At 60.6% G+C, this 23,612-nt stretch carries 18 protein-coding genes; 8 read left to right on the top strand and 10 right to left on the bottom strand.

The features are described from left to right. Complete coding sequence (locus tag B0D71_RS02070; RefSeq protein ID WP_103393245.1) at window positions 1–1,092, bottom strand: polyamine ABC transporter substrate-binding protein; 1,092 nt, start codon at window positions 1,090–1,092, stop codon at window positions 1–3. Window positions 1,093–1,193: 101 nt separating this feature from the next. Between B0D71_RS02070 and B0D71_RS02065 the strand changes: the two genes are divergently transcribed. The 3 genes from B0D71_RS02065 to B0D71_RS02055 all read left to right on the top strand — a co-directional run bounded on the left by B0D71_RS02065 (window position 1,194) and on the right by B0D71_RS02055 (window position 4,513). Beyond that, window positions 1,194–2,087, top strand: a complete 894-nt coding sequence (locus B0D71_RS02065) for a LysR family transcriptional regulator (RefSeq protein ID WP_103393244.1) — start codon at window positions 1,194–1,196, stop codon at window positions 2,085–2,087. Window positions 2,088–2,251: 164 nt separating this feature from the next. Next, entirely contained in the window at window positions 2,252–3,358 is a 1,107-nt protein-coding gene (locus tag B0D71_RS02060; RefSeq protein ID WP_103393243.1) for an enoyl-CoA hydratase/isomerase family protein, read from the top strand. Between the two features lie 3 nt (window positions 3,359–3,361). After that, window positions 3,362–4,513 (top strand): acyl-CoA dehydrogenase family protein, encoded by a 1,152-nt coding sequence (locus tag B0D71_RS02055; RefSeq protein ID WP_103393242.1) that lies wholly within the window; start codon window positions 3,362–3,364, stop codon window positions 4,511–4,513. Between the two features lie 123 nt (window positions 4,514–4,636). On the opposite strand, the gene B0D71_RS02050 is transcribed toward B0D71_RS02055, so the two are convergent. From B0D71_RS02050 to B0D71_RS02025, 6 genes are all read right to left on the bottom strand, one after another. Next, window positions 4,637–5,410, bottom strand: a complete 774-nt coding sequence (locus B0D71_RS02050) for an enoyl-CoA hydratase (RefSeq protein ID WP_103393241.1) — start codon at window positions 5,408–5,410, stop codon at window positions 4,637–4,639. 14 nt (window positions 5,411–5,424) lie between these two features. After that, complete coding sequence (locus tag B0D71_RS02045; RefSeq protein WP_103393240.1) at window positions 5,425–6,552, bottom strand: acyl-CoA dehydrogenase; 1,128 nt, start codon at window positions 6,550–6,552, stop codon at window positions 5,425–5,427. A gap of 141 nt (window positions 6,553–6,693) precedes the next feature. Further along, on the bottom strand, window positions 6,694–7,887 hold the full coding sequence (locus B0D71_RS02040; protein WP_103393239.1) for an acetyl-CoA C-acyltransferase: 1,194 nt from the start codon (window positions 7,885–7,887) through the stop codon (window positions 6,694–6,696). Window positions 7,888–7,899: 12 nt separating this feature from the next. Beyond that, entirely contained in the window at window positions 7,900–8,661 is a 762-nt protein-coding gene (locus B0D71_RS02035; protein ID WP_103393238.1) for an SDR family NAD(P)-dependent oxidoreductase, read from the bottom strand. Between the two features lie 16 nt (window positions 8,662–8,677). After that, on the bottom strand, window positions 8,678–10,342 hold the full coding sequence (locus B0D71_RS02030) for an AMP-binding protein (protein WP_103393237.1): 1,665 nt from the start codon (window positions 10,340–10,342) through the stop codon (window positions 8,678–8,680). 135 nt (window positions 10,343–10,477) lie between these two features. Further along, window positions 10,478–11,401, bottom strand: a complete 924-nt coding sequence (locus B0D71_RS02025; RefSeq protein ID WP_103393236.1) for a carbon-nitrogen hydrolase family protein — start codon at window positions 11,399–11,401, stop codon at window positions 10,478–10,480. Between the two features lie 84 nt (window positions 11,402–11,485). Here B0D71_RS02025 and B0D71_RS02020 point away from each other — a divergent pair, with 84 nt between their 5' ends. Beyond that, window positions 11,486–12,394 (top strand): LysR family transcriptional regulator, encoded by a 909-nt coding sequence (locus B0D71_RS02020; RefSeq protein WP_103393996.1) that lies wholly within the window; start codon window positions 11,486–11,488, stop codon window positions 12,392–12,394. Between the two features lie 9 nt (window positions 12,395–12,403). On the opposite strand, the gene B0D71_RS02015 is transcribed toward B0D71_RS02020, so the two are convergent. Continuing rightward, entirely contained in the window at window positions 12,404–12,658 is a 255-nt protein-coding gene (locus B0D71_RS02015) for a hypothetical protein (protein ID WP_057400121.1), read from the bottom strand. A gap of 164 nt (window positions 12,659–12,822) precedes the next feature. On the opposite strand from B0D71_RS02015, the gene B0D71_RS02010 reads away from it, so the two are divergent. After that, entirely contained in the window at window positions 12,823–13,140 is a 318-nt protein-coding gene (locus B0D71_RS02010) for an ElaB/YgaM/YqjD family protein (protein WP_103393235.1), read from the top strand. A 151-nt stretch (window positions 13,141–13,291) separates the two neighbouring features. On the opposite strand, the gene B0D71_RS02005 is transcribed toward B0D71_RS02010, so the two are convergent. Beyond that, window positions 13,292–14,332 (bottom strand): Ldh family oxidoreductase, encoded by a 1,041-nt coding sequence (locus B0D71_RS02005; protein ID WP_103393234.1) that lies wholly within the window; start codon window positions 14,330–14,332, stop codon window positions 13,292–13,294. Window positions 14,333–14,566: 234 nt separating this feature from the next. Between B0D71_RS02005 and B0D71_RS02000 the strand changes: the two genes are divergently transcribed. After that, on the top strand, window positions 14,567–19,399 hold the full coding sequence (locus tag B0D71_RS02000) for a dermonecrotic toxin domain-containing protein (RefSeq protein ID WP_103393233.1): 4,833 nt from the start codon (window positions 14,567–14,569) through the stop codon (window positions 19,397–19,399). A 170-nt stretch (window positions 19,400–19,569) separates the two neighbouring features. Continuing rightward, window positions 19,570–20,571 (top strand): FecR family protein, encoded by a 1,002-nt coding sequence (locus B0D71_RS01995; protein ID WP_103393232.1) that lies wholly within the window; start codon window positions 19,570–19,572, stop codon window positions 20,569–20,571. A 57-nt stretch (window positions 20,572–20,628) separates the two neighbouring features. On the opposite strand, the gene pvdQ is transcribed toward B0D71_RS01995, so the two are convergent. Continuing rightward, window positions 20,629–22,986 carry a bifunctional acylase PvdQ gene (gene pvdQ / locus B0D71_RS01990; RefSeq protein ID WP_103393231.1) on the bottom strand — a complete coding sequence of 786 codons (2,358 nt, stop codon included), beginning with the start codon at window positions 22,984–22,986 and terminating at the stop codon, window positions 20,629–20,631. A gap of 248 nt (window positions 22,987–23,234) precedes the next feature. Between pvdQ and B0D71_RS01985 the strand changes: the two genes are divergently transcribed. Beyond that, window positions 23,235–23,606: a fe2+ zn2+ uptake regulation protein gene (locus B0D71_RS01985; RefSeq protein ID WP_103393230.1), complete on the top strand. Its 372-nt coding sequence runs from the start codon at window positions 23,235–23,237 to the stop codon at window positions 23,604–23,606. The last annotated feature ends 6 nt before the right edge of the window (window positions 23,607–23,612 follow it).

Here is a 23,612-nt window from a genome sequence, read left to right as displayed (position 1 = left end):
TTATTGGCGGCTACGGAAAGTGGTCCACAGTCGGGTGCGCTGGCGCATGTCCTTGAGGCTCATGCTGCGGTCGGCGTACAGCCGCTGCCGCACATCGGCCAGGGGGTAGATGTCCGGATCGGTGCGCACCGTTTCATCCACCAGCGACGTGGCGGCCTGATTGGCCGTGGCGAAGAACAACGTATTGGTCAGTGCTGCGACGGATTCGGGACGCAACATGAACTCGATAAAGGCGCGGGCGGCTTCGGGGTGCGGCGCATCCTTGGGAATGGCCAGGTTGTCCTGCCACACGAGGGTGCCTTCCTTGGGAATCCGGTAGGCGATTTCATAGGGCTTATTGGCCTTGCGCGCCTGATCGGCGGCCATGCTGGCGTCGCCGTTGTAGGTCAATGCCAGACAAACGCTGCCATTGGCCAGATCGCTGATCTGCCGCCCGGTGGCAACGTACAGCACGTTCGGCTGTAACTGATGCAGCAACGCCTCGGCGGCTGACAGATCGTTCTTGTCAGTGCTGTAGGGATCTTTACCCAGATAATGCAGCGCCAGTCCGATGACCTCTTGCGGCGAGTCGAGGATAGCGATGCCGCAGTCCTTCAACTTACTGGCGTACTCGGGTTTGAACAGCAGGTCCAGGCTGTTGAGTGGCGCATCCGGCAAGCGCTGCTTGACCGCCTCGACGTTCATGCCTAAACCCAGAGTGCCCCAGGTGTAGGGCACGCCGTAGCGGTTGCCCGGGTCGACTGTGGCGAGTTTTTCCAGCAAGTCCGGATCGAGGTTGGCGTAGCCCTTGAGGCCTTCATGAGGAATCGGTTTCAACGCCCCCGCCGCAAGCCCCCGGGCCAGCACGCTGGAGGACGGCACCACCACGTCATAACCGCTGCCGCCGGTGAGCAACTTGGTTTCCAGTACTTCCGAAGAGTCAAAGGTGTCGTAGCGCACATGGATGCCGGTTTCCTGCTCGAACCGTTGCAGGGTTTCGGGAGCGACGTAGTCGGCCCAACTGTACAGATTGACCACCTTGTCCTCGGCCTGGGCCGAAACGGCGACGGCGAGCAACAGCGCGGGTAAACACAGCTTGAACATGGGAGCCATGACGAACACCTGACCAGAAGAATTGGTTGCAGGATGCGTCGTCGGATACATTGGTAAAATACCAAGTTAATTATCCTGACTTTATGACGGAGTAATGTTTGATGCTCGGCCAACTCCACGATCTGGATCTGCAATTGTTGCGTCTGTTTGTCAGCGTGGTGGAATGCGGCGGTTTCAGTGCAGCCCAGGGCGAACTGGGCTTGAGCCAGTCGAGCATCAGCCAGCAAATGGCCAAACTGGAAACCCGCCTTGGTTATCGCTTGTGCAGTCGTGGCAAGGGCGGATTCAGGATCACCCCCAAAGGCGAACAACTCCTCAGCGCCACCCGTGGATTGTTCGAGTCCATCGAAGCCTTCCGCCATCAATCCAATGGCGTGGCCGGGCGCTTGATCGGCGAAGTGCGTCTGGGCCTGTCCGAGGCCCTCGATCAATCGGTGCTGCAACGGGTGGCCGAGGCGATACGGCGCTTCCGTGAACGGGACGAATCAGTGCGTATCGAACTGATCAGCGCCATGCCCGGCGAAATGGAACGCTTGCTGCTGCAACAGCGGTTGGACTTGGCCATCGGCTATTTCTCGCAAGTGCAAAGCGCGTTTGACTACCGCGAACTGTTCATTGAAACCCAGCATCTGTATTGCGCCCACGGCCATCCGCTGTTCAACGACACGGCCCCGGACGATCAGGCTCTGCAGGCCAGCGACCGGGTCGATCACCCCTACCGTTTCCTGCGCAGTGACGAGCCCTTTCAGGGAAAACTGTGTTCGGCCCGTTCGGAACAGGTCGAAGGCACCCTCGCCTTCATCCTGTCCGGCAAGCACGTCGGTTATCTGCCCAGTCACTTTGCCCGCAGCTGGGAAGACCAAGGCTTGCTCCGGTGCGTGCGACGCAGCGACATGAGTTTCGATGTCGCGTTTCACCTGGCCCGGCACCGGGCGCAGGTGGCCGGTGATGCGCAGAAAGCCTTCGAAGAGGATCTGCTGGCGTCGTTTGCCTGAACACCTCGTGGTCTACGCTGTAACAGTACCGGACATCGACATGCAAAAATGCACAGATAACCTGCACTTATCCGGGTTGTACAAGGCAAATTTGCACTGATACGATCCCTCATCGCTCGCGCGCGAGCATCTCGATAAAGAACAATAAAAGCAGGGAGTTAGTGATGACTGCTCAGGTGTTTTCTCCGGGGACCCAGTCCATGGATGCCATGCAAAACGAAGTGCTGGCCGAAGTGCGCAACCACATTGGTCATCTGACCCTCAACCGCCCCGCCGGCCTCAATGCCCTCACCCTGGACATGGTGCGCAACCTGCACCGCCAGCTCGACGCCTGGGCCCAGGATTCGCAAGTCCATGCCGTGGTCTTGCGTGGCGCCGGCGAAAAAGCCTTCTGCGCCGGCGGCGACATTCGCTCGCTGCATGACAGCTTCAAAAGCGGCGACACCTTGCACGAAGACTTCTTCGTCGAGGAATACGCCCTCGACCTCGCAATCCACCATTACCGCAAACCGGTGCTGGCCCTGATGGACGGTTTTGTCCTCGGCGGCGGCATGGGCCTGGTGCAAGGCGCAGACTTGCGCGTGGTCACCGAAAAAAGCCGTCTGGCGATGCCGGAAGTCGGCATCGGCTACTTCCCGGACGTCGGCGGCAGTTATTTCCTGCCGCGCATCCCCGGTGAACTGGGGATTTACCTCGGCGTCAGCGGCGTGCAGATCCGTGCTGCCGATGCGCTGTATTGCGGGCTGGCGGACTGGTACCTCGAAAGCGCCAAACTGGGCACGCTGGACGAACATCTCGACCAGCTTGAATGGCACGACACACCGCTCAAGGACCTGCAAGGCCTGCTTGCCAAGCTCGCTGTACAGCAACTGCCCGACGCGCCACTGGCGACTTTGCGCCCGGCCATCGACCACTTCTTCGCCCAACCCGATGTGCCGAGTATTGTGGAGCAACTGCGTCAGGTAACAGTCGCCGACAGCCACGAGTGGGCCGTCACTACCGCCAACCTGCTGGAAACCCGCTCGCCGCTGGCCATGGCCGTGACCCTGGAAATGCTCCGGCGCGGACGCGAGCTGCCGCTTGAACAATGCTTCGCCCTGGAGCTGCATCTGGACCGCCAGTGGTTCGAACGCGGCGACCTGATCGAAGGCGTACGCGCCTTGCTGATCGACAAAGACAAAACACCACGCTGGAACCCGCCTACCCTCGAGGCGCTGGACGCCGAACACGTGGCGAGCTTCTTCAGCGGTTTCGATGAGAACGAGAGCTGAGCCATGCACGATATCGAATTGAGCGAAGAGCAAGTCATGATCCGCGATATGGCCCGGGATTTTGCCCGTGGCGAAATCGCGCCCCATGCCCAGGCCTGGGAAAAGGCCGGCTGGATCGATGACGGTCTGGTGGCGAAGATGGGGGAGCTGGGCTTACTGGGCATGGTGGTCCCCGAGGAATGGGGCGGTACCTATGTCGACTACGTCGCCTACGCCCTGGCCGTGGAAGAAATCTCCGCCGGCGACGGTGCGACCGGCGCCTTCATGAGCATCCACAACTCCGTGGGTTGCGGGCCGGTGCTCAACTACGGCAGCGAAGAACAGAAACAGACCTGGCTGGCGGACCTTGCCAGCGGCCAGGCCATCGGCTGCTTCTGCCTGACCGAACCCCAGGCCGGTTCCGAGGCGCACAACCTGCGCACCCGCGCCGAACTGCGCGACGGCCAGTGGGTGATCAACGGCGCCAAACAATTCGTCAGCAACGGCAAGCGGGCCAAGCTGGCGATTGTATTTGCCGTGACCGATCCAGACCTGGGCAAACGTGGCATCTCGGCGTTCCTGGTACCGACCGACACCGCTGGTTTTATCGTCGATCGCACCGAACACAAGATGGGCATCCGCGCTTCCGACACCTGCGCGGTGACCCTGAACAACTGCACCATCCCCGAAGCCAATCTGCTCGGCGAGCGCGGCAAGGGCCTGGCCATCGCCCTGTCCAACCTCGAAGGCGGCCGCATCGGCATTGCCGCCCAGGCGCTGGGTATCGCCCGCGCGGCGTTCGAAGCGGCGCTGGCCTATTCCCGTGATCGGGTGCAGTTTGGCAAAACGATCAATGAACACCAGAGCATCGCCAACCTGCTGGCCGACATGCACATGCAGTTGAACGCGGCCCGGTTGCTGATCCTGCACGCTGCACGCCTGCGCACGGCCGGCAAACCCTGTCTGTCAGAGGCCTCACAAGCCAAGCTGTTTGCGTCGGAAATGGCGGAAAAGGTTTGCTCGTCGGCCATTCAGATTCATGGCGGTTACGGCTACCTGGAAGACTATCCGGTGGAGAAATACTACCGGGATGCGCGGATCACACAGATCTACGAAGGGTCGAGCGAAATTCAGCGGATGGTGATTGCCCGCGAATTGAAGAATTATCTGCTATGAAACCCTAGGAGCATCGCTGGCAAGCCAGCTCCTACAGTGGTTTGGGTCGTTCACAAATGTCGTGCACACCCGAGAACCTGTAGGAGCTGGCTTGCCAGCGATAGCGTCAGCAGGAACGCCGCATTACTTGCCTTGGAACTCGGCTTCCCGCTTGGCAATGAACGCCGCCATCCCTTCCTTCTGATCCTGCGTCGCAAACGCCGCATGGAACACCCGACGCTCAAAGCGCACGCCTTCGGCCAGGCTCACTTCAAAGGCACGGTTGACGCTTTCCTTGACCATCATCGCAATCGGTAGCGACTTCTTGGCGATCAACGCCGCGACTTTCAGCGCTTCATCCAGCAGTTCATCGCTCGGCACGATACGCGCAACGATTCCGCAACGCTCCGCTTCCACCGCATCGATCAAACGCCCACTCAGGCACATTTCCATGGCCTTGGCCTTGCCCACGGCACGGGTCAGGCGCTGGGTGCCGCCCATGCCCGGCAACACGCCGAGGTTGATTTCTGGCTGGCCGAACTTCGCATTGTCGCCAGCCAGAATGAAGTCGCACATCAACGCCAGCTCACAGCCACCACCCAGGGCGAAACCGTTGACCGCCGCGATGATCGGCTTGCGGCGGTTGGCCACGCGATCGCTGTCGCTGAACAGATCGTCAATGTAGATCTGCGGATAAGTCAGCTCGGCCATTTCCTTGATGTCGGCACCGGCGGCGAAGGCTTTTTTCGACCCAGTCAGGACGATGCAGCCAATGTTCGAGTCTGCCTCGAAGCCATCAAGGGCATGGTTCAGCTCGCTGACGATCTGCGCGTTCAACGCGTTCAGCGCCTGCGGACGGTTGAGGGTGATCAGACCTACGCGGCCGTGGGTTTCCAACAAAATCGTTTCGTAGCTCACACATGCACTCCTTCTTATAAATTGCGCGAAATGACCATGCGCTGAATATCGCTGGTGCCTTCGTAGATCTGGCAGACCCGCACGTCGCGGTAGATGCGCTCCAGCGGGAAGTCGTTGAGGTAACCGTAGCCACCGAGGGTTTGCAGCGCCGAGGAGCATACCTTCTCGGCCATTTCCGAGGCGAACAGTTTGGCCATTGAGGCCTCCACCAGGGCCGGCTGGCCACTGTCACGCAGGGCGGCAGCGTAATGCACCATTTGCCGCGCAACGGCGATCTGGGTCGCCATGTCCGCCAGGCGGAAGGCCACGGCCTGATGTTCGATGATTGGTTTGCCGAAGCTTTCGCGTTCCCGCGCATAGTCGCGAGCTGCTTCGAACGCGGCGCGGGCCATGCCCACCGATTGCGAAGCGATACCGACGCGGCCGCCTTCGAGGTTGGCCAGGGCGATTTTGTAGCCTTCGCCCTCTTCACCCAGGCGGTTCGCCACCGGGACTTTTACGTCTTCGAAGAGAATCTGACAGGTGTCGGAGGCATGCTGACCGAGCTTGTCCTCAACCCGAGCGACGGTGTAGCCCGGCGAGTCGGTGGGCACGATGAACGCACTGATACCGCGCTTGCCCGCGTTCGGATCGGTCACCGCAAACACGATCACCACCCCGGCATTCTGCCCGGAAGTGATGAATTGCTTGCAGCCATTGAGTACGTAGTGATCGCCTTCCAGGCGGGCGCGGGTTTTCAGGCCGCTGGCATCGGAGCCGGCCTGGGGCTCGGTCAGCGCAAAAGCGCCGAGCATCGCACCGCTGGCCAAAGGCTTGAGGAAGCGCTCTTTCTGGTCGTCATTGCCGTAGTTGAGAATCGGCACACAGCCCACGGAGTTATGCACGCTCATGATGGTCGAGCAGGCGCCATCGCCGGCAGCGATTTCTTCCAGGGCCATGGCGTAGGCGAGGTAACCGGTGTCACATCCGCCCCACTGCTCCGGCACCAGCATGCCGAAGAAGCCCAGCCCGGCCATCTCGCCGATGGCCTCCTTGGGAAAGCGGTGCTCGCGATCCCATTCGGCGGCGAACGGCTTCAGCCGTTCCTGGGCAAAATCCCGGGCCATGTCGCGGATCTGTTGTTGATCGTCATTGGGGATCATGGTGAATCCTTAAAGTTTAATTGCCCCCTGTAGGAGCGAGCCTGCTCGCGATGGACGTCAACGATGACGCGGGTTGCCTGGATGAACGCGGCGCTCTCAGGCCCATCGCGAGCAAGCTCGCGCCTACAAGGGATTGCGTAGTCAGTAGAGACATTCCACGGCCATGGCCGTCGCTTCACCGCCGCCGATGCAAATCGCCGCAACGCCGCGTTTCAGGCCTTTCTGGCGCAGGGCCGAGAGCAGCGTCACCAGAATCCGCGCACCGGACGCCCCGATCGGGTGACCGAGGGCGCAAGCACCGCCGTGCACGTTGAGTTTCTCGTGGGGAATTTCCAGTTGCGTCATCGCCACAAGGCTGACGACCGCAAACGCCTCGTTGATTTCAAACAGGTCGACCTGGTCCAGCGACCAACCGGTCTTCTTCACCAGTTTCTTGATCGCGCCGATCGGCGCCACCGGGAACAGGCCCGGGGTGTCGGCGAACGCGGCGTGACCATGAATCACCGCCAACGGCTTCAAGCCTTGTTTCTGTGCCTGCGACTGGCGCATCAGCACCAGTGCAGCGGCACCGTCGGAGATCGAACTGGAGTTGGCCGCCGTCACCGTACCGCCTTCGCGGAACGCCGGCTTCAACGAAGCGATCTTGTCCAGTTTGGCTTTTGGCGGCTGTTCGTCATTGCTGATCACAACCTGCTCTTTGCCCACTGTCACGGTGAGCGGAACGATCTCGGCCCGGAAGCTGCCGTCCTTGATCGCCTGTTGCGCGCGGGTGGTCGAGGCAATGGCAAAGGCGTCCTGGGCTTCGCGGCTGAAACCATGGGTTTCGGCACAGTCCTCGGCAAAGGTGCCCATCAAACGGCCCTTGTCGTAGGCGTCTTCGAGGCCGTCGAGGAACATCGAGTCCAGCACCCGGCCATGGCCCATGCGATATCCACTACGGGCGCGATCCAGCAGGTAAGGCGCGTTGGTCATGCTTTCCATACCACCGGCGATGACCACGTCGGCACTGCCGGCGAGCAGCATGTCGTGGGCCAGAATCGTCGCTTCCATGCCCGAACCACACATCTTGTTGAGGGTGGTGCAACGGGTCGATTTATCCAGCCCCGCACCCAGCGCCGCCTGGCGCGCGGGCGCCTGACCCTGGCCCGCTGGCAGTACGCAGCCGAACAGCACTTCGTCGACGGAGTCACTGGCGACCCCGGCGCGCTCCACCGCAGCCTTGATGGCAGCAGCGCCGAGTTGCGGCGCGGTCAGGCTTTTCAGATCGCCCTGGAAACCACCCATCGGGGTGCGGACGGCGCTGACGATAACAATCGGATCGTTGGACATTGTCATGACAAATCCTCCTTATTTGGCGGCCATGCGCAAGGCACCGTCGAGACGGATCACCTCGCCATTGAGCATGCTGTTTTCAATGATATGTCTGACCAGCCCTGCGTACTCGGCGGGTTTGCCAAGGCGTGGCGGAAATGGCACGCCGGCGGCCAGGGAATCGCGGACTTCCTGGGTCATGCCGGCCATCATCGGTGTTTCGAAAATGCCGGGGGCGATCGTCATGACACGGATGCCGAAGCGCGCCAGTTCACGGGCAGCGGGCAAGGTCAGGCTGACGATGGCGCCTTTGGACGCCGAGTACGCCGCTTGTCCGATCTGACCGTCGTAAGCCGCAGCTGACGCGGTGTTGATGATCACCCCACGCTCGCCATCGGCATCCGCTTCGGTCTCGGCAATCGCCGCTGCCGCAAGGCGCAGCATGTTGAAGCTGCCAATCAGGTTGACGTTGATCACCTGGCTGAAACTGGCCAGCGCGTGCGGACCGTTCTTGCCGAGGATCTTCTCGCCGCGCACGATGCCGGCGCAGTTGACCAGACCGTTGAGCCCGCCAAAAACCTTGACCGTCGCCTGCACGGCAGCTTCGGCCGCCGCTTCGTTGCTGATGTCCGCCACCACGCTGTGCGCGCCCAGGCGCTGGGCCTGGGCTGCAACGGCTTCGGCGTTCATGTCCACCAGCATCACTTTCGCGCCAGCGGCAACCAGCACCTCGGCGGTGGCGGCACCGAGGCCGGAAGCGCCGCCGGTGACGATAAAAATCTTGTTCTCGATCTGCATCATTATTTCCCTGGATTCAAGCTGGAACGTTCTTCGCCGCAGCCTCTTGAGCCTTGGCGATTTCCTGGTTGCGCAAGATAAAGCGCTGCAATTTGCCGCTTGGGGTTTTCGGCAATTCGCTGACAAATTCGATTTCACGGGGGTACGAGTGCGCCGCCAGACGCTTGCGCACGTGTTGACGCAGTTCTTCAGCCAACTCGGGGGCGGCGCGGTATTGCGGGCTGAGCACGACGAAGGCCTTGACCAGTTCGGTGCGCTCCGGATCAGGCTTGCCAATCACGGCGGCCTCGACCACGGCCGGGTGTTCGATCAGCGCACTTTCCACGTCGAACGGACCAACCCGGTAACCGGAGGTAGTGATCACGTCATCGCTGCGACCGACGAAACTGATGCTGCCGTCCGGGTTCCACTCGACGGTGTCGCCACTCAGGTAATAGTCGCCGACAAAAGCCTTGGTCGGCCCGCCTTCGTAGCCGGCGAACCAGCACATCGGCGATTGGCTGCGGTCGATGGCCAGAATGCCCGGCTGGCCTACGCCCAGTTCCTTGTAGTCGTCATCCAGTACCACAATGCGATGGCCCGGTGAGGCAAAGCCGGCGGCGCCCATGTGGATCGGGTGCTCAAGGCCGTGATGGTTGCACAGCACCATGCCCAGTTCGGTCTGGCCGTAGTGATCGTGGATGACCACGTCGAGGTTATCGGCGAACCAGCGGATCACTTCCGGGTTCAGCGGCTCGCCGGCACTGCTGACGATGCGCAGCTTGCCCTTGATCGATCTGGCGAACTCTGCGCCGCCGGCAATCAGCAAGCGGTAGGCCGTCGGCGAACCGGTGAGGTTGGTAATCCCGTACTTGTTGATCACCCGGCAGGTGCTTTCGAGGGTAAACGGGCCATCGTAAAAGGTGATTGGATGCCCCATGGCCATCGGCCCGGTGACACCGAAATAAATACCATAGGCCCAACCCGGATCGGCGAGGTTCCAGAACGCGTCTTCGGGGCGCAGGTCCACCGCATCGCGGGTGTAGCTCTGGAACGCAGCGATGGCCTTGAGCGGCACCGACAATGCTTTCGACGGGCCGGTGGTGCCCGAGGTAAACATCAGCAGGAACGGGTCTTCCCCGGTCAGCAGCACCGGTTCGCAGTCGGCGGAAAAATTGGCCAGCTCGGCCCAGAAACTGCAATCGCCACGAACCAGGCCCTGCCCTTTGGGGCCGGTGACAGTCACCGTGGTCGGGCAATCGGCGACTTCGGCAAGTTTCGGCCGGTTCACCGCATCAGTGACTACCACTTTGGCGCCAGAGCAGCTCAGACGGTGCTCGATGGCTTTGGGACCGAACGCGGTAAACAGCGGTTGATAAACCGCGCCGATGCGCCAAGTGGCGAACACGGTGATCAACAATTCGATATTGCGTGGCAGCAGGCCGGCGACCTTGTCGCCTTTCTTCACGCCCTGGGCCAGCAGGAAATTGGCGAAGCGCGCGGCCCTGTCCTGCAATTCGGTGAAGGTGTAAGCCGCGCTGGTGCCGTCGCGCCCTTCCCAGAACAGCGCAATGCGACCCGGCAAGGCATGCCGGTCGCAGCATTCCACACAGGCGTTGAGGGCCGTCAGGTCGCCTGCGAGTGCAGCGTCGACGGTTTGCTGATAATTGAACTGAGAAGTAGCAGACAAGTAATCGCGCATTGCCAGAATCCCTTTGTGTTTCTTATTAGGTTGGGGGAACCGTAATCAACAGGGAAATACTCGCTCTGCACGGGGTGTCGGGCAATGGTCAAAGTTATCAAGTTGCCTGACTGGTTTGGCCAAAGCCCTCAGGTATCAGCAAATGAAGCGCACCCCTGGTCTGGCGCGCTCGTCCACGGTCAGCTCGAACACATCCGGGCGAGCGTAGTGACCGACCACGTCATAGTCGTAGCGGGCGCGTATCAGGTCGTCCGTATCGATGTGCGCGGTGAGCAGGCCGGCGCTGTCGCGCAACGGTCCGGCAAGAATGTCGCCCATGGGCCCTACGATCACGCTGCCGCCGGCGATCAACGGCCGATCCGCCGGCCAGTTGACGATGTCCAGGCCCAGAGCCTGGGGCGATGCCTGGACCTGGCAGGCGCTGACTACGAAGCAGCGCCCCTCATGGGCGATGTGGCGCATGCTGACCTGCCACATCTCCCGTTCGTCCACGGTCGGCGCGCACCACACCTCCACGCCTTTGGCGTACATCGCCGTGCGCAGCAGTGGCATCATGTTTTCCCAGCACACCACCGCAGCGATACGCCCGACCTGGCTGTCGATCACTGGCAGCGTCGAACCATCGCCCTTGCCCCAGATCAGCCGTTCGGTGCCGGTGGGCATCAGCTTACGGTGTTTGGCCAGCAGCCCGGCCTGGGGATCGAAGTACAGCGCGGTGCAGTACAAGGTGCTGCCGGCGCGCTCGATCACGCCGATCACCAGATTGGCTCCGGTGCGAGTGGACAGCGCCGCCAGCGCCTCGGTTTCCGCGCCGGGCACGTCAATGGCATTGGCAAAATAGCGGGCAAAGGCTTCGCGTCCTTCCGGCAGGCGATAGCCCAGTTGCGTGCCAAAGCCCTCGCCTTTGGGATAGCCGCCGAGCAACGCTTCGGGCATCACTACCAAGGCGGCGCCGGATTCAATGATCGCATTTTCATAGGACAGGATCTGTTCCAGGGTTTCAGCCTTGCCCCCGGGCAAGGCGCCGATTTGCAGGGCAGCAACGATTGATTTTGGCATCTCGGAAACTCCATTCACATCAGGTGTTGCTCATTCTCCGGCGCCGCGTGATCATCAATAAAGACCGATTCAGTGCTGAATGATATGAGCCAAATGAATATCACCGACATCGACCTCAACCTGCTCAAAGTCTTCGAAGCGCTGCACGAAGAGTCCAGCGCCAGCCGTGCCGCCTTGCGCCTGGGCGTGACGCAATCGGCGGTCAGTGCGGCCTTGCGTCGGTTGCGCGAGGTGTATGGCGATCAGCTGTTCGTGCGCACCGGGCGCGGACTTGCGCCCTCGCTCAAGGCCAATCAGCTAAAGCCTGTGGTCAGCGACGCCTTGAACAAGTGCCGGCAGAGCCTGGCGATGGTCGATCCGGCTGCGCAACAGTACGAAGGTCGCTCGATCACCGTGGGAATGTCGGATGATTTCGAAATTGCCTACGGCCGGCGGCTGATCGAAGAAATCGCCCGCAGCGCGCCGAAGTTGCGGCTGATTTTCCGCCAGACCCACAGCCAGATCGTCGCCCAGGCATTGATGGAACGCAGTATCGACCTGGCGATTGCCGCGGGCGGGTTTGCCGAGCGGCTGCTCAGCCGTCAGGTGCTGGGGGAAGGCGGATACCTGTGCCTGGTGGACCCGTCGAGCCTGGTCGCGGGCCAGCAGAGCATCAGTCTTGAAGAGTTTGTGGCCCGCGAACACATTCTGGTGTCGTCCGGCGGTTTTATCGGGATTACCGATGAGGGGCTGGCGGCGCTGGGGTTGAATCGGCGGGTGTGCGCCTCGACTACGCACTTTGCCGCGTTACCGCACTTGCTCAAGGGCAGCCAGGCCGTGGCGACCATTCCGGCCCATGCCGCGCAAAGCATCGCAACGCTCAGCGGACTGGCGTTGCTGCCCTGCCCCCTGGCGTTGCCGCGTTACCCGATCGAGCTGGGCTGGCGCACCAGTACCCAGCTCGATCCGGTGGTGTTGAAAGTGCGTGAAGCGATTGTCGCGAGTTTCGCGTGACCACCAGGGTTACTTGTTGGCCGCCATCAGGCGATTGACTTCACTGCGCACCATGTTGGCGAATTCCGGGGGCGACATGCCGTCCAGTTCGGCGCGTACCCATTCCGCCCACTTGCCTTTGCGCTTGGCCCGTTCGCCGAACAACCGCGCGGCCTCACCCTTGGCTTTGCCCAGGTTGTTTTGCCAGAGTTCGAACAGACGGGATTTTTCGTCTTCCAGCGCTGCGCGCTCGGCAAGGGGTTTGTCGGCCAGATTGAAGCTCATGGGAAGTTCCTGCTGCGTAAAATAGGCGACATCTTACACTGTAGGACGAAATGTCCTGCGCCGGTTTTTCAGCAAGATGGCTTCCCCGGGCAAAATATCTGCAACTTTTCCGACGACAGCAGACTCCATTGTTCACTGTCCACTTACCTGCAAGGAGTACTTCAATGGCCCGCAAAACCGCCGCGCAAGCCGCCGAAGATCAAATCAAGGATCTAGCGTTCAGCGAACTTCAATCGCTGATCGAAGAGTCGGAAAAGCTGCTGAAAAGCAGCGCTTCACTGGTCGGGGAGGAAGCGGAGACCCTTCGCGGACAAATCGCCCTGAAACTCCAACAGGCCAGGGATTCGGTGACCCGCGTGCGTGACCGCACCTTGCCCGCGGTCGAGGCCACTGAAACCTACATCGGCGGACATCCATGGCAAACCGTGGCGATTTCCGCCGGGTTTGGCCTGGTGGTGGGATTGTTGTTGGGTCGGCGTTAAGCCCCCCCGGCACACACAATCTTCTGTAGGAGCTGGCTTGCCAGCGAAGACGTCGTATCAGCCAAAATCCACGCTGCTGATCCACCGCTATCGCTGGCAAGCCAGCTCCTACAGAGTTGCGTTAATCAGGCATTTTTGCCATTACCTCGGTTCACTCCCCCGCCAGCTCCCGCAGGTTCGCCAGCGTCCGGGCATCCAGCTCAATGCCATCGACCTGCGATTTGGCACGCTGATGATGACGCCGGTCACCCGGCAAACGCTTCAGGCCGACACCGTGCATTTGCCGCACCAATTCCTGGCTGCGTTCGGCAAAACTTTGCCCAGCCGCTTTGCTCGGATCGATCACGATCAGCAATTGGCCAGTCCAGGGTGTCTTGGCACCGGGGTGGTTCTTCCAGTCGAATTCGAAGGAAAAATTGCCGCCGGTCAGTGCCGCCGCGAGCAACTCGACCATCATCGACAACGCCGAGCCTTTGTGCCCGCCAAAAGGCAGCAACGCGCCGCCCTCGAGAATCGCTTTCGGGTCGGTGGTCGGCTGGCCGAGACTGTCCACGCCCATCCCCGCCGGCAAACGTTCGCCCTCGCGTGCGGCAATTTGCACATCGCCATGGGCAATGGCACTGGTGGCCAGGTCGAAGACAATCGGTCCGCCATCGGCTCGCGGTGCAGCGAAGGCAATCGGGTTGGTGCCGAACAGCGGTCGGTCGGCGCCGTGGGGCACCACGCAGGTCATGCTGTTGACCACGCTCAGTGCCACAAGGCCTTCATCAGCGAAGGGTTCGACATCCGGCCACAAGGCCGCGAAATGGTGCGAGTTACGGATCGCCAGCACCGCAATGCCGGCACTTCGGGCCTTCTGTACCAGCAGCTCGCGTGCCGCCGCCAGGGCCGGTTGCGCAAAACCGTTATTGGCATCGACCCGCACAAACCCTGAAGCGACATCTTCGACCACCGGAACGGCCTGGCCATTGACCCAGCCGCTTTGCAGCGTCGAAACATAACCTGGAATCCGGAATACCCCGTGACTGTGGGCGCCGTCGCGCTCGGCACCGGCGCAGTTTTGCGCCAGCACCCTGGCAACGTCGGCCGACGTGCCATGACGCAGAAAAATTTTTTCCAGCAAAGCGCTCAGCGCTTGGAGTGACAGGTGTGATGAAACCGCAGTAGACGCGTGATCGTGTGGCGCAGACATCTGAAGCTCCAGACTAATTATTGGAGGGAACAACAGCGTACAAAGACCCGCCGATTAACAACGCGCGGCAAGCAACCTGTCAACCTTTCGCTCAGAGTCGATCGCGTTTATCCGTGTCACGAACGCCCCCGCCTCGTGTGTTAACTATTTACCACCTGCGTCAACCCACCGGCTTTTAGGCTCGAAGCTCAATCCACAGGCGCCTTTGAGTGGCACCTTGAACGAGACTCGACGATGTCTACACCCGTAACTCCGCTGTTTTTCCCCCAAGCACTGTCGTCGCCCGGCCTCTGGCGAGAACTTGGCAAAACCCACGGGCTGACGCAAAAGGATTTCCAATGGTTCAGCCAAATAGAACTGGCTAGCCAGGCCCTGCGCGATAGGCAAACGCCACCCATGTTGGCCAAAACCATCCGGCTAAAACTACCGGGGCTGGAACCTATGCCACTGGCCGGCAGCTTCTTGCTGTCCGCGACGCCGGATGACAACGGCGTGATTCTCTACACCCCGTACGCCGGAATACAGAAATTCGCCAACCGTGCGGCCCTGGCCGAAAAGCTGGAGACACAACTCAAAGATGCCGGCGAAGACGACGAACTGCTGGCCTTCATGGCGCTTTCACAGCGCAAGGGCGTGGTGCAATCCAGCGAAATCGAACTGGACTTTCAAACCATCGAAGGTGACGTGTTCGAAGACCAGCGCACCACCCTCTCCAGCCAACAGCAACTCAACGACCAGGCCCTGCTCGATGAGCTCAAAGCGCTGCCATCCCTTACGGCGCTACTCGATACAATGCTGAGCGAACAACTGGCTGTGTCCTTTCCTGGCGAAGATCAGAGTCAGACCCGGGTGAATTTCTATCTGGCAGCGACGGAAGGGAATGAAGACGCAAGCCGTCCGAAGCGGCGCTGGGTCAATTCCCTGTCGCTGAGTGACGCCGTGCTCCTGCACTATCGCCATCAGCGTTGGCCGTCCGGGCAGGCCCATGAGTTTTCCCATCCAAAAAAGTCCCCGGCAAAAGATGACCAGGGACACTGGGAAACCTCGGTCACGACAGTCTCGCGCAAGCTGGTCAGCCTGTTGGTCGGGCAGCTCGAACACTATTGGGATGCGGCGAGTGCCGATGGCGTATCGCGTCGCGAGTTCTTCAACCGGGCCATCGCCGATCAGTGTCGAGTGCAACTGCTGCTCAAGCGCGAAGCCAACATCATTACCCCGGAGCAAAGCCACGATTTGCACGCGCTGATCTCGACGGCCAGCCAGACAAACGCATCAATGACAATCGAAACCGTGCGCCTGTGGGAGCACCAGGCCAATTACGTGGAGCTGGCCGGTTCACTGATGGTCAGCGCCGACCAGGCGTTCCTGTACACGCCCACCGAAGGTTTGCAGGTGCTCAAGGACTACCAGGACTTGCGCGATACCGTGCTCAGCAAGTTCAGCGCGGCCAGTCACGAAGATGAGCTATATGGCCTCCTGAGCCTGGACGAACGCCAGCGATTCATTGGCTTTGATCGGCCGAATGTGACCGGAGAAGTGCTCTCCGGCAAGATATTCAGCAAGCTCTTCGACGCCATCGTCACCAAGCAACTGCAGAACATGGAATACACCCTGCAAGTGTTTCGACACAGTGACGGCGCCGTGGACATCCACGCCCTGTTCGACAAGGCGCTGGATATCCGCTCGATGATCAGCGAGCGCCTGCTGACGCTGGAGACCGACGGTCGCTGGAGCACGCGGCCAGTGTTGTCCGGCGACCAGCATCCCGCCATGGTGCGGGCCGACACGGCGGCAACGTTCGTCAAGAGCTTCAGCGACATCGAAAAACTGATCAAGGCAGACTGTGCCGCACAACCGCTCGCTTCAGTGGCGTTGCAGCGGGTCTACCTGGAAAACATGCTGCCTCGCCTGTCCCACACGCTTTCCGTCGGCATCCGTGGCGAGGCCAGTCTGCGGGGGCTCGGCGCGACACTGCGGGAGGCGGACCGGGCCATTGTCGAAACGGTGTTCAACCCGGATCAGGCCGAACGGCGTAACCGCCTTTCCCTGAAGGGATTTCGGCCCGATGCCTACTCACTGACCCTTGAGTGCTCCGGCCTGCCGGATGTCCTGCCTCTGGCCCATTGCCTGCTTTTGACCGAGCGTGGCGGACTCGACCCCTCGCATTCCGGCCGGACGATCCTGTGGACGCCCGCCAACGGGGTGGAAGTCTTTGACAACATCAGTCGTGCCAGGCGGGAACTGAACCGGCGCCTGCTCGACCCACAGCAACGCCTGGCGTTGCTGGAAAACCTCACCCCGAGCCAACTCGTCTTCCACCAACGCTATTCACTGGGGGCGCTGCGACTGATTGAAGGGCCTTTACTGGAGCAGGTCGCACGCTCATCCATCGATCACTTTCTGGCTCGTTGCGACCACGTGCGCAGCTTCAAACTGGACGACACGAAACAAAAAAAAGCGCTGAGCACACTGGCCACAACAGGCATCAACACCAACCTGCAAAGAGCCACCTCAATTGCCCGGGCGATCACCCTGCAGCAGTCACTGCCCACCTGGCTTGGAATGGCTCCGCTCGAAGATCAGCGGCTGCAGGTTGAACTGCTGGAGCAATACCGCAACAGCGTCGAGGAGGACAAAGACTACTTGCATGGGATCACACCCCTCAGATCGTATGTGCATGAACGGTTGACGACGCTGCTCGCCAACCGTTTCCCCGCCATCGAGCTGGACCCCGACGATATTCAAATCATCCCCGACCTCAACCTGACCGGCCCTGCCCGCAGCCTTACCGAGTTCGCCATGAACCATCTCAGCGTGGCGCAAGGTTCCGGTTTCCAGGTCTCCTCGACAACCACTCAGACGCTGCCCGAAGGGCTGGACCAGACCGCGGTCCGTCAACTGCTGCCGTCATTGAACATTGCGCAAGGCTACGCGACACGGGTAGCACAGGCGTTGTCCGGCGCAACGGCCGACGCCGAAAGCCGGATGCTGCGCTTCGTCAAACAACTGCCCTGGCAACTGCTGCAACACGCCCACGAAATGAAGCTGTTGCAAAGGCTATCGAGTAACGCGTTCGATTTGCTTCGACAGGTACTGGACATGCCGGACGCGACAGCCCGGGCAGACGTGCAAGGTGCGCACGCGATTGCCCGGTCACTGGAGCTGATCAAGACCAGCGGTGCCGTCGCCGTTAAAGCGCTGGGCCTGTACCTGGTGAGCCCCGGCAACGCAAAAGCGGGGCCGCATATCCTCTATGCCCCTTATCACCCTGGCGGCTCTCCTTTTATCGAGTTCGACACTGAGGCCAGCGTTGTCTCGGCGCTGAATACACCGGGGCCCTTGCAGGAAATGTTGATACGTCGCCTGCCAGGCAGCGAGCAGTCCGTCTTTCGCAACCTGTTCAAGTCTACCGTCGGGCAGTCGAGCGAAATCACCCTCGCGTCCAGCCCCATCGACGGCAACTTGCTCACCCGCCTGTTCCACGACAACACCCAACTGCTGTCGCAAATGCTCGGAAGCCAGTTACACGCGGCAAGCCAAACGGACTGGGAGGCCGTCAAGCATTTGTTCGGCGCCGGCATCCAGCGCATCCAGGGCTTGCTGCCTGGCAAGCTCGCTTATGTGCAGTTTCTCTGGAACGCCTACAAGGACGCCCTCAACTCGGCTGAAGCCCTGCAGGAACATCACTGGAAAGTTGCGCTGGAGAACTTTATTGCGGGTGCGGCGCAACTCGTGTCACTGGGCAGGCTGTCGCTTGAAGGTTGGGCCGACACGGCCCAGGTAACCCCCGAAACCCTTGACCCACCGGTTGCCGGCCCGGTTATCGCGCCGAAGTGGTCCGAGATCGACTCGACGGCACCGCTGCGCACGCGGCTGCAACCGTTCGAAACCACGGTCGAACTCAAGGATCTGACAAAAAACAGCGTTGACGGCACCTACCTTGATGCGGCGAGCAAAAAAACCTACGCCCCCATCGCTGGCAAGGTGTACGCCGTGAACAAAACCGGGGCAGTCTGGCGAATGATCAACGGCAAGGAAGAAGGCCCCGTATTGCTGACTGCGCCAGACAAGAAACTGGTGATCGACCCGGACATCCATACGGTCCACTTCGGCAAGGCCATGTCGACAATGCACAACCGGTTTGCCCATGCTCATATCGCCAGGGAGGTGCTGAATATCGAAGCCCGGGGGATGGAAGAAATTCGCGCCAGACATCCCGAAAAAGCCCGAATGATCGTGCAGGCCATCGACATGGCCCGTTACTACGCGTTCAACAGTTTGCACAACATGGCGCAACTGCGCAGATTCGTCCCCGGTACCCGGCTGGACACCTTCCTCAAAGGTTTCTTTGGTGTTGCCCAGGTGAACGCAGCGCTGATGGACAAAATCAAGGACGCCATCCTCCCCATCTGCAATGCGCTGGTCGACCCCGATGAAGACTGGATGAACTCCCATCGCTTTATTGTGGGCTCAAACCGGGACCCGCAGGACAACCTCATCGCGTTTGTCCTGGACAAGGATCAACAGCGCAACGTGCATTTCACCGAAAGGTTCTTCGATCAACAACTCGACTGGTACAAATCCTGTCTGACTGAACCTTTCAACGTCGACGGCCACGGCCAGGCCGCCACGCTGATCCACGAATTCGCCCATTTGTTTTCCAAGGCCGTGGACATCGCATACCTTGAGGCCAGGCGACCGTTCAGCGATCTGGTCGCGCCGATCACGGCCTATGGCATCGCCATGAAACAGTCTCAAATGGACTTCCAGCGAAAAGCCTTGTCGCTGGACACTCCGAAGGAGGAACTGTTCGCGCGCTGGCACAGTGCCTCGCAATCGTGGATCAGTCTGGACTCGATTCAGAATTCCTATCACCTCGGCAAGGCCATTCTGAAGCTGACGGGCAGCACGACCATGGAGCAGGCACGGGAAGCGTTCCTGGACATGGAAAATGCGAACGTCAGAACCGATGTTATTTTGCACAATGCCGATTCGCTCGCGTTCCTGATCTGTGAAATGGGCCGGCAACTGGACCCGGTGCCGGTCGCATCGGCCTCCGGAACCTGATCCTGATATCGCAACGCGCAAATCCCCGGATTTGCGCGGTACATCGGTCGTGATGGCACTGTGCGAGGCGAGGCGTTGAAAAAAAATTACACATTGATGGTTAAATGCCATGACTGATGTTCTCGCAGGCTTTCCCCAAAGGTTAGAATGTACGAAATCAGGATGAGCCAATGACCGAACACACGCTCTCGGAAGCCGAATACGACGCCATCACCGATGCCGCTGCGCATTGGTGCATGCGTCTGCACGCCAATGACTGCAGCGAGCAAGAACGCCAGGCGTTCGAGCAATGGCGTGATGCGCACCCGCTCCACGCCTTCGAGTATGAAGCGATGCTGGACATCTGGGAGGTCGCCGGCGACTTGCCCCATCCCGAGCCCGTCGTGCCGCTGGTTCGCCCCCAACCCGAAACCCCGTGGCGCCGCCTGGCCATTGCCGCGGCGATCTGTGCCCTGGCACTGCCGCTGGCGGGTTATGGCGGCTGGCACCTGGGCTGGGTACCGAACGCGTACCAGCATTTCGAAGCCACCGACAATGTTCGAACGGTCACCTTGAAAGATGGCAGCCAGGTGGAGCTGAACCTGGGCAGCGAGTTGACGTACAGCAACTACAAGGATCAACGGCAAGTCACGCTGAAAAAAGGCGAAGCCTTCTTCAGTGTCAGTCATGACACCCGCCACCCTTTTGTGGTCAAGGCCGCCGAAGGCCGGGTCCGGGTGACCGGCACCCAATTCAACGTGTGGATGTATGAAGACCAGGTCAAGGTCAATCTGATCGAGGGTTCGGTACTGGTCAGCAGCAATGCCGACCTGCCCGGCGACGGTTTGCGCCTTGGCCCGGCAATGCAGGCCAGTTATCGCCACGGCGACTTCATTCCCCGCATCAGCCAGACCTATGACAATGACAGTTCGCTGGCCTGGCGCCAGGGCAAACTGGTGCTCGACGATCTGGCCCTGAACGATGCGCTGCCACTGATCAATCGTTACCTGGACAAGCCGCTGATGGTCGCTGACAACAGCACCGGCTCGATTCACATCGGCGGTATCTACAACATCAAAGAGATCAACGGCCTGGTGAAGTCCTTGCCGCGGGTCCTGCCGGTCTACCTGACCCGTAACCAGAACGGCAATCTTGTGGTCAACGCGATTCCGCAAAAGAACCCGAAAAGCTGAAAAGGCCGCCACCCTTGTGGGGTGCGGCCTTCTGCATCCATTCAAAGCGCCATTTCGTTACTGTGCAGCAACCTTGGCTGCCTTTGCATCCTGCTGATTGATCGTCTGTACCTGATAGTTCGGGTCGGACAGGATCTGTTGCTCAGTGAAAGGCAGCACGCTCCATTGCTTCTTCGAAAAGGCCTGGGTCTGATCCCGCGAGAACTTCGACGCTGGGTCGCTGGATAACGAGAACGCCAGCAACCCTTTGGCCTGCGGTCCATTTTCGTCAAAGGTCACCACTTGCAGGTAACTCGTGCCACTGACCACTTCGCGCTTACCGTCGCTGCGCGGAACGCTCTGGATGGCGTTGTAGACGCCCAGCGTACCCGGCCCACCGTGGATCGGCGTCTGTTGGCCGCCGCTGCTGACCACCTGGATATCACCCCAGCGACTGTTCGGCTTGAGGCCTGACGCCTTGACCTGTTCTACCGAAGCCAGCATCGCGGCCCGTAGTGCCTGCGCCACTTGCGGGTGATCAACCGCCAGGCCGCGCGGGGTATGTTGCGGATCCAGCGGATCGAAGGCGACACGCCATACGTCCGGCACTGACTCCAATGCCTCCATGACATTCTGGAAATGCACAAAACCCAGACCGCTGTTCAGGTTGGCCTTGCGGTCCCAGGCCTTGAGGCTGGCGCACAGTGGCGCGAGAGTTTTGGCATCGGCACCGAGATCCGCTGCGCAGAATTGCACCAAGTCCGGCATCACTTGAGTCGCCTGATACACCTGATCGTCCATGACCATGTGCTGCAAGTCCGCCACCGCGATCTTGCCCGCCTGACTCAGCGCACTCAAACGGTCCAGGGCAAAGCGTGAACGCAGGCCCAATGGCTGGCTGTCCTGGCTGATCAGCGGCGAATACCCCGTCAGCGCTTGCGCCGGGTTGGCCATCCAGGCCGAATCGTTGGAATGCTGGACGAAATCCTTGCGCAGCAATTGCGGCAACTTGTTCGCTGCAAAGATGCCCTGCTGTGGCGCCTGCGGGTCGATGTCCCAGGCGCAGGCGCTGTTGGTACCGTCAAGAATGATCATCTGCAGGCCGAACCGCGGATCGCTGCATTGCGCCAGCTTGTCGACGCTGACGTTGGGCACTACCGAAAGGTTCATGTACAACGTCTGACCCTGATCGTCCGCCGCCAGGGTGTTGACCCACGGAATGCCCTGGATCTTGTGCACCGAGGCCTGGAAATCCTTGAGGCTTTCGGCGCGGTTCATGGCGTACCACTGCTGCAGGACGCGGTCGTTATCCAGATTGGCGTCGCGCAGGCTGAAGGCGTACTGATGATCCCAATCCAGTTTGCCCGGCCATTGCACCACCGGACCGAACTTCGAGCTGTAAATCACACGGGAAATCGCCTGGACCTGCCCGTCCGCCTGCCGGATGTTGACGGTCACGGTCTGCTTGTCCAGCGGCAAGGACTGGCCATCGAGCAGGTAACGGGTCGAGTCCTTGGGGTCGAGTTGCAGGCGATACAGCGTGAAATGCCTGGACGAATCCACGGTGTGGGTCCAGGCCAGGTGTTGATTGAAACCGATGTTGATCAATGGCAGGCCGGGCAACGCCGCCCCCATCACGTCCAGTTTGCCGGGAATGGTCAGGTGCATCTGGTAAAAACGCATGCCGCCCACCCACGGGAAGTGCGGATTGGCCAGCAACATGCCGCGTCCGTTGAAAGAACGCTCGCTGCCGATCGCGACTGCGTTACTGCCGCGGTCCAGGGCAAAGCGCTGCATTCGCGTGGCGGCCACCTGGAACGCTGCCTGCGCGCTCGACGCCTGGGTCACGGCGTTCGGTGGCGTGGCACCGGCCAGGGCTTCGGCAAACTGGCCGACGCCACCTTCGACCAACAGGCGCCGGGTCAGCTTGACCACATCCATTGCCGTGATGTCCCGGACCCAATCGCCCTGACACTGCGGCGGTAAACCCTGGGCGCGACGTTCGCTCAAGGAACGGTTGTAGCCCGCCACATAGCCTTCAACCAGCTCACGCACCTCCGGCGTCTGGGCCTGCCAGAAACCGGCGACGGCCTGCGGGGTATTCAGCCAAGTGAAAAATACATCGCTGACCAGGTTCTCACGCTCTTCGACGGTGAATTGATCCGGTCCGAAATAGCGCGAACGTTCGCCGTTCACCGTGGTGATCTCGTTGGCCAGCAGGCACAGGTTGTCCTGGGCGTAGGCATAGCCGATGCCGTAGCCGAGCCCGCGCTCGTTGTCGGCGCGGATGTGCGGCACGCCAAAACTGGTTCGGCGAATGTCGGCACCTGCTTGCGCAGGCATACCGCTCGCGCTCGCCGCAAGGCTTAGCCCAAGGCTCAACCCCAGAGTCACACCCGCCAGGCTCAACCTGGTTAACTGGCTGGAAATAATCACGCTCGCTCCTGATCGAAAATACGATGGCTACAGGTGCGCATACCCGCGCGCACTGCGCCTCCCTGTAGGGACGAAGCTCACATCAAAAATTTAAGACATTTACTGCGCACAGCGCCTGGACTAACAGGTTGATCACACGACGGCGACAAAATTTCTACATTTGAGCCTTCATGATTTCGGTTGCTCATACGTCTAGTCATGTAAGAGCGCCCACTTTTTCCTGATCAGGCTCTGAAAGGAGTTTTGCAATGTACAACTCGCAACTGCCAACGGACGGTAGCAACGCGCCAAAGGGTACTTCCATGGGAGTCGGCGTATTCGAGCCGCGTACCGATCGCCACGGCAACGAGCGGATCAGAATCCTGCTCAAAAGCTTTGGCCTGCGGACCAGTCTGATCCGCCTGAAAGTCATCGATGCCCTGCTGACGGCCGCCGAAAGCGACCGCAGCCTTGGCGTGCGTGGCGTGCACAGCCAATTGCTGGACCTGGACATTCCCCTGTCCTTTCTCAGCGTGCGTGAAGTGCTAAAGCGCTTGTGCAGCGAAGGCGTGATTGTGCTCAACCCGGACAAGAGCTACAGCCTGCACCCACAGGCTGCCGCCATTCTGCGCAACCAGTGATCCAAT

This window comes from Pseudomonas laurylsulfativorans (assembly GCF_002906155.1).
Lineage (GTDB): Bacteria > Pseudomonadota > Gammaproteobacteria > Pseudomonadales > Pseudomonadaceae > Aquipseudomonas > Aquipseudomonas laurylsulfativorans.
This window is presented reverse-complemented; position numbering and strand designations above follow the sequence as displayed.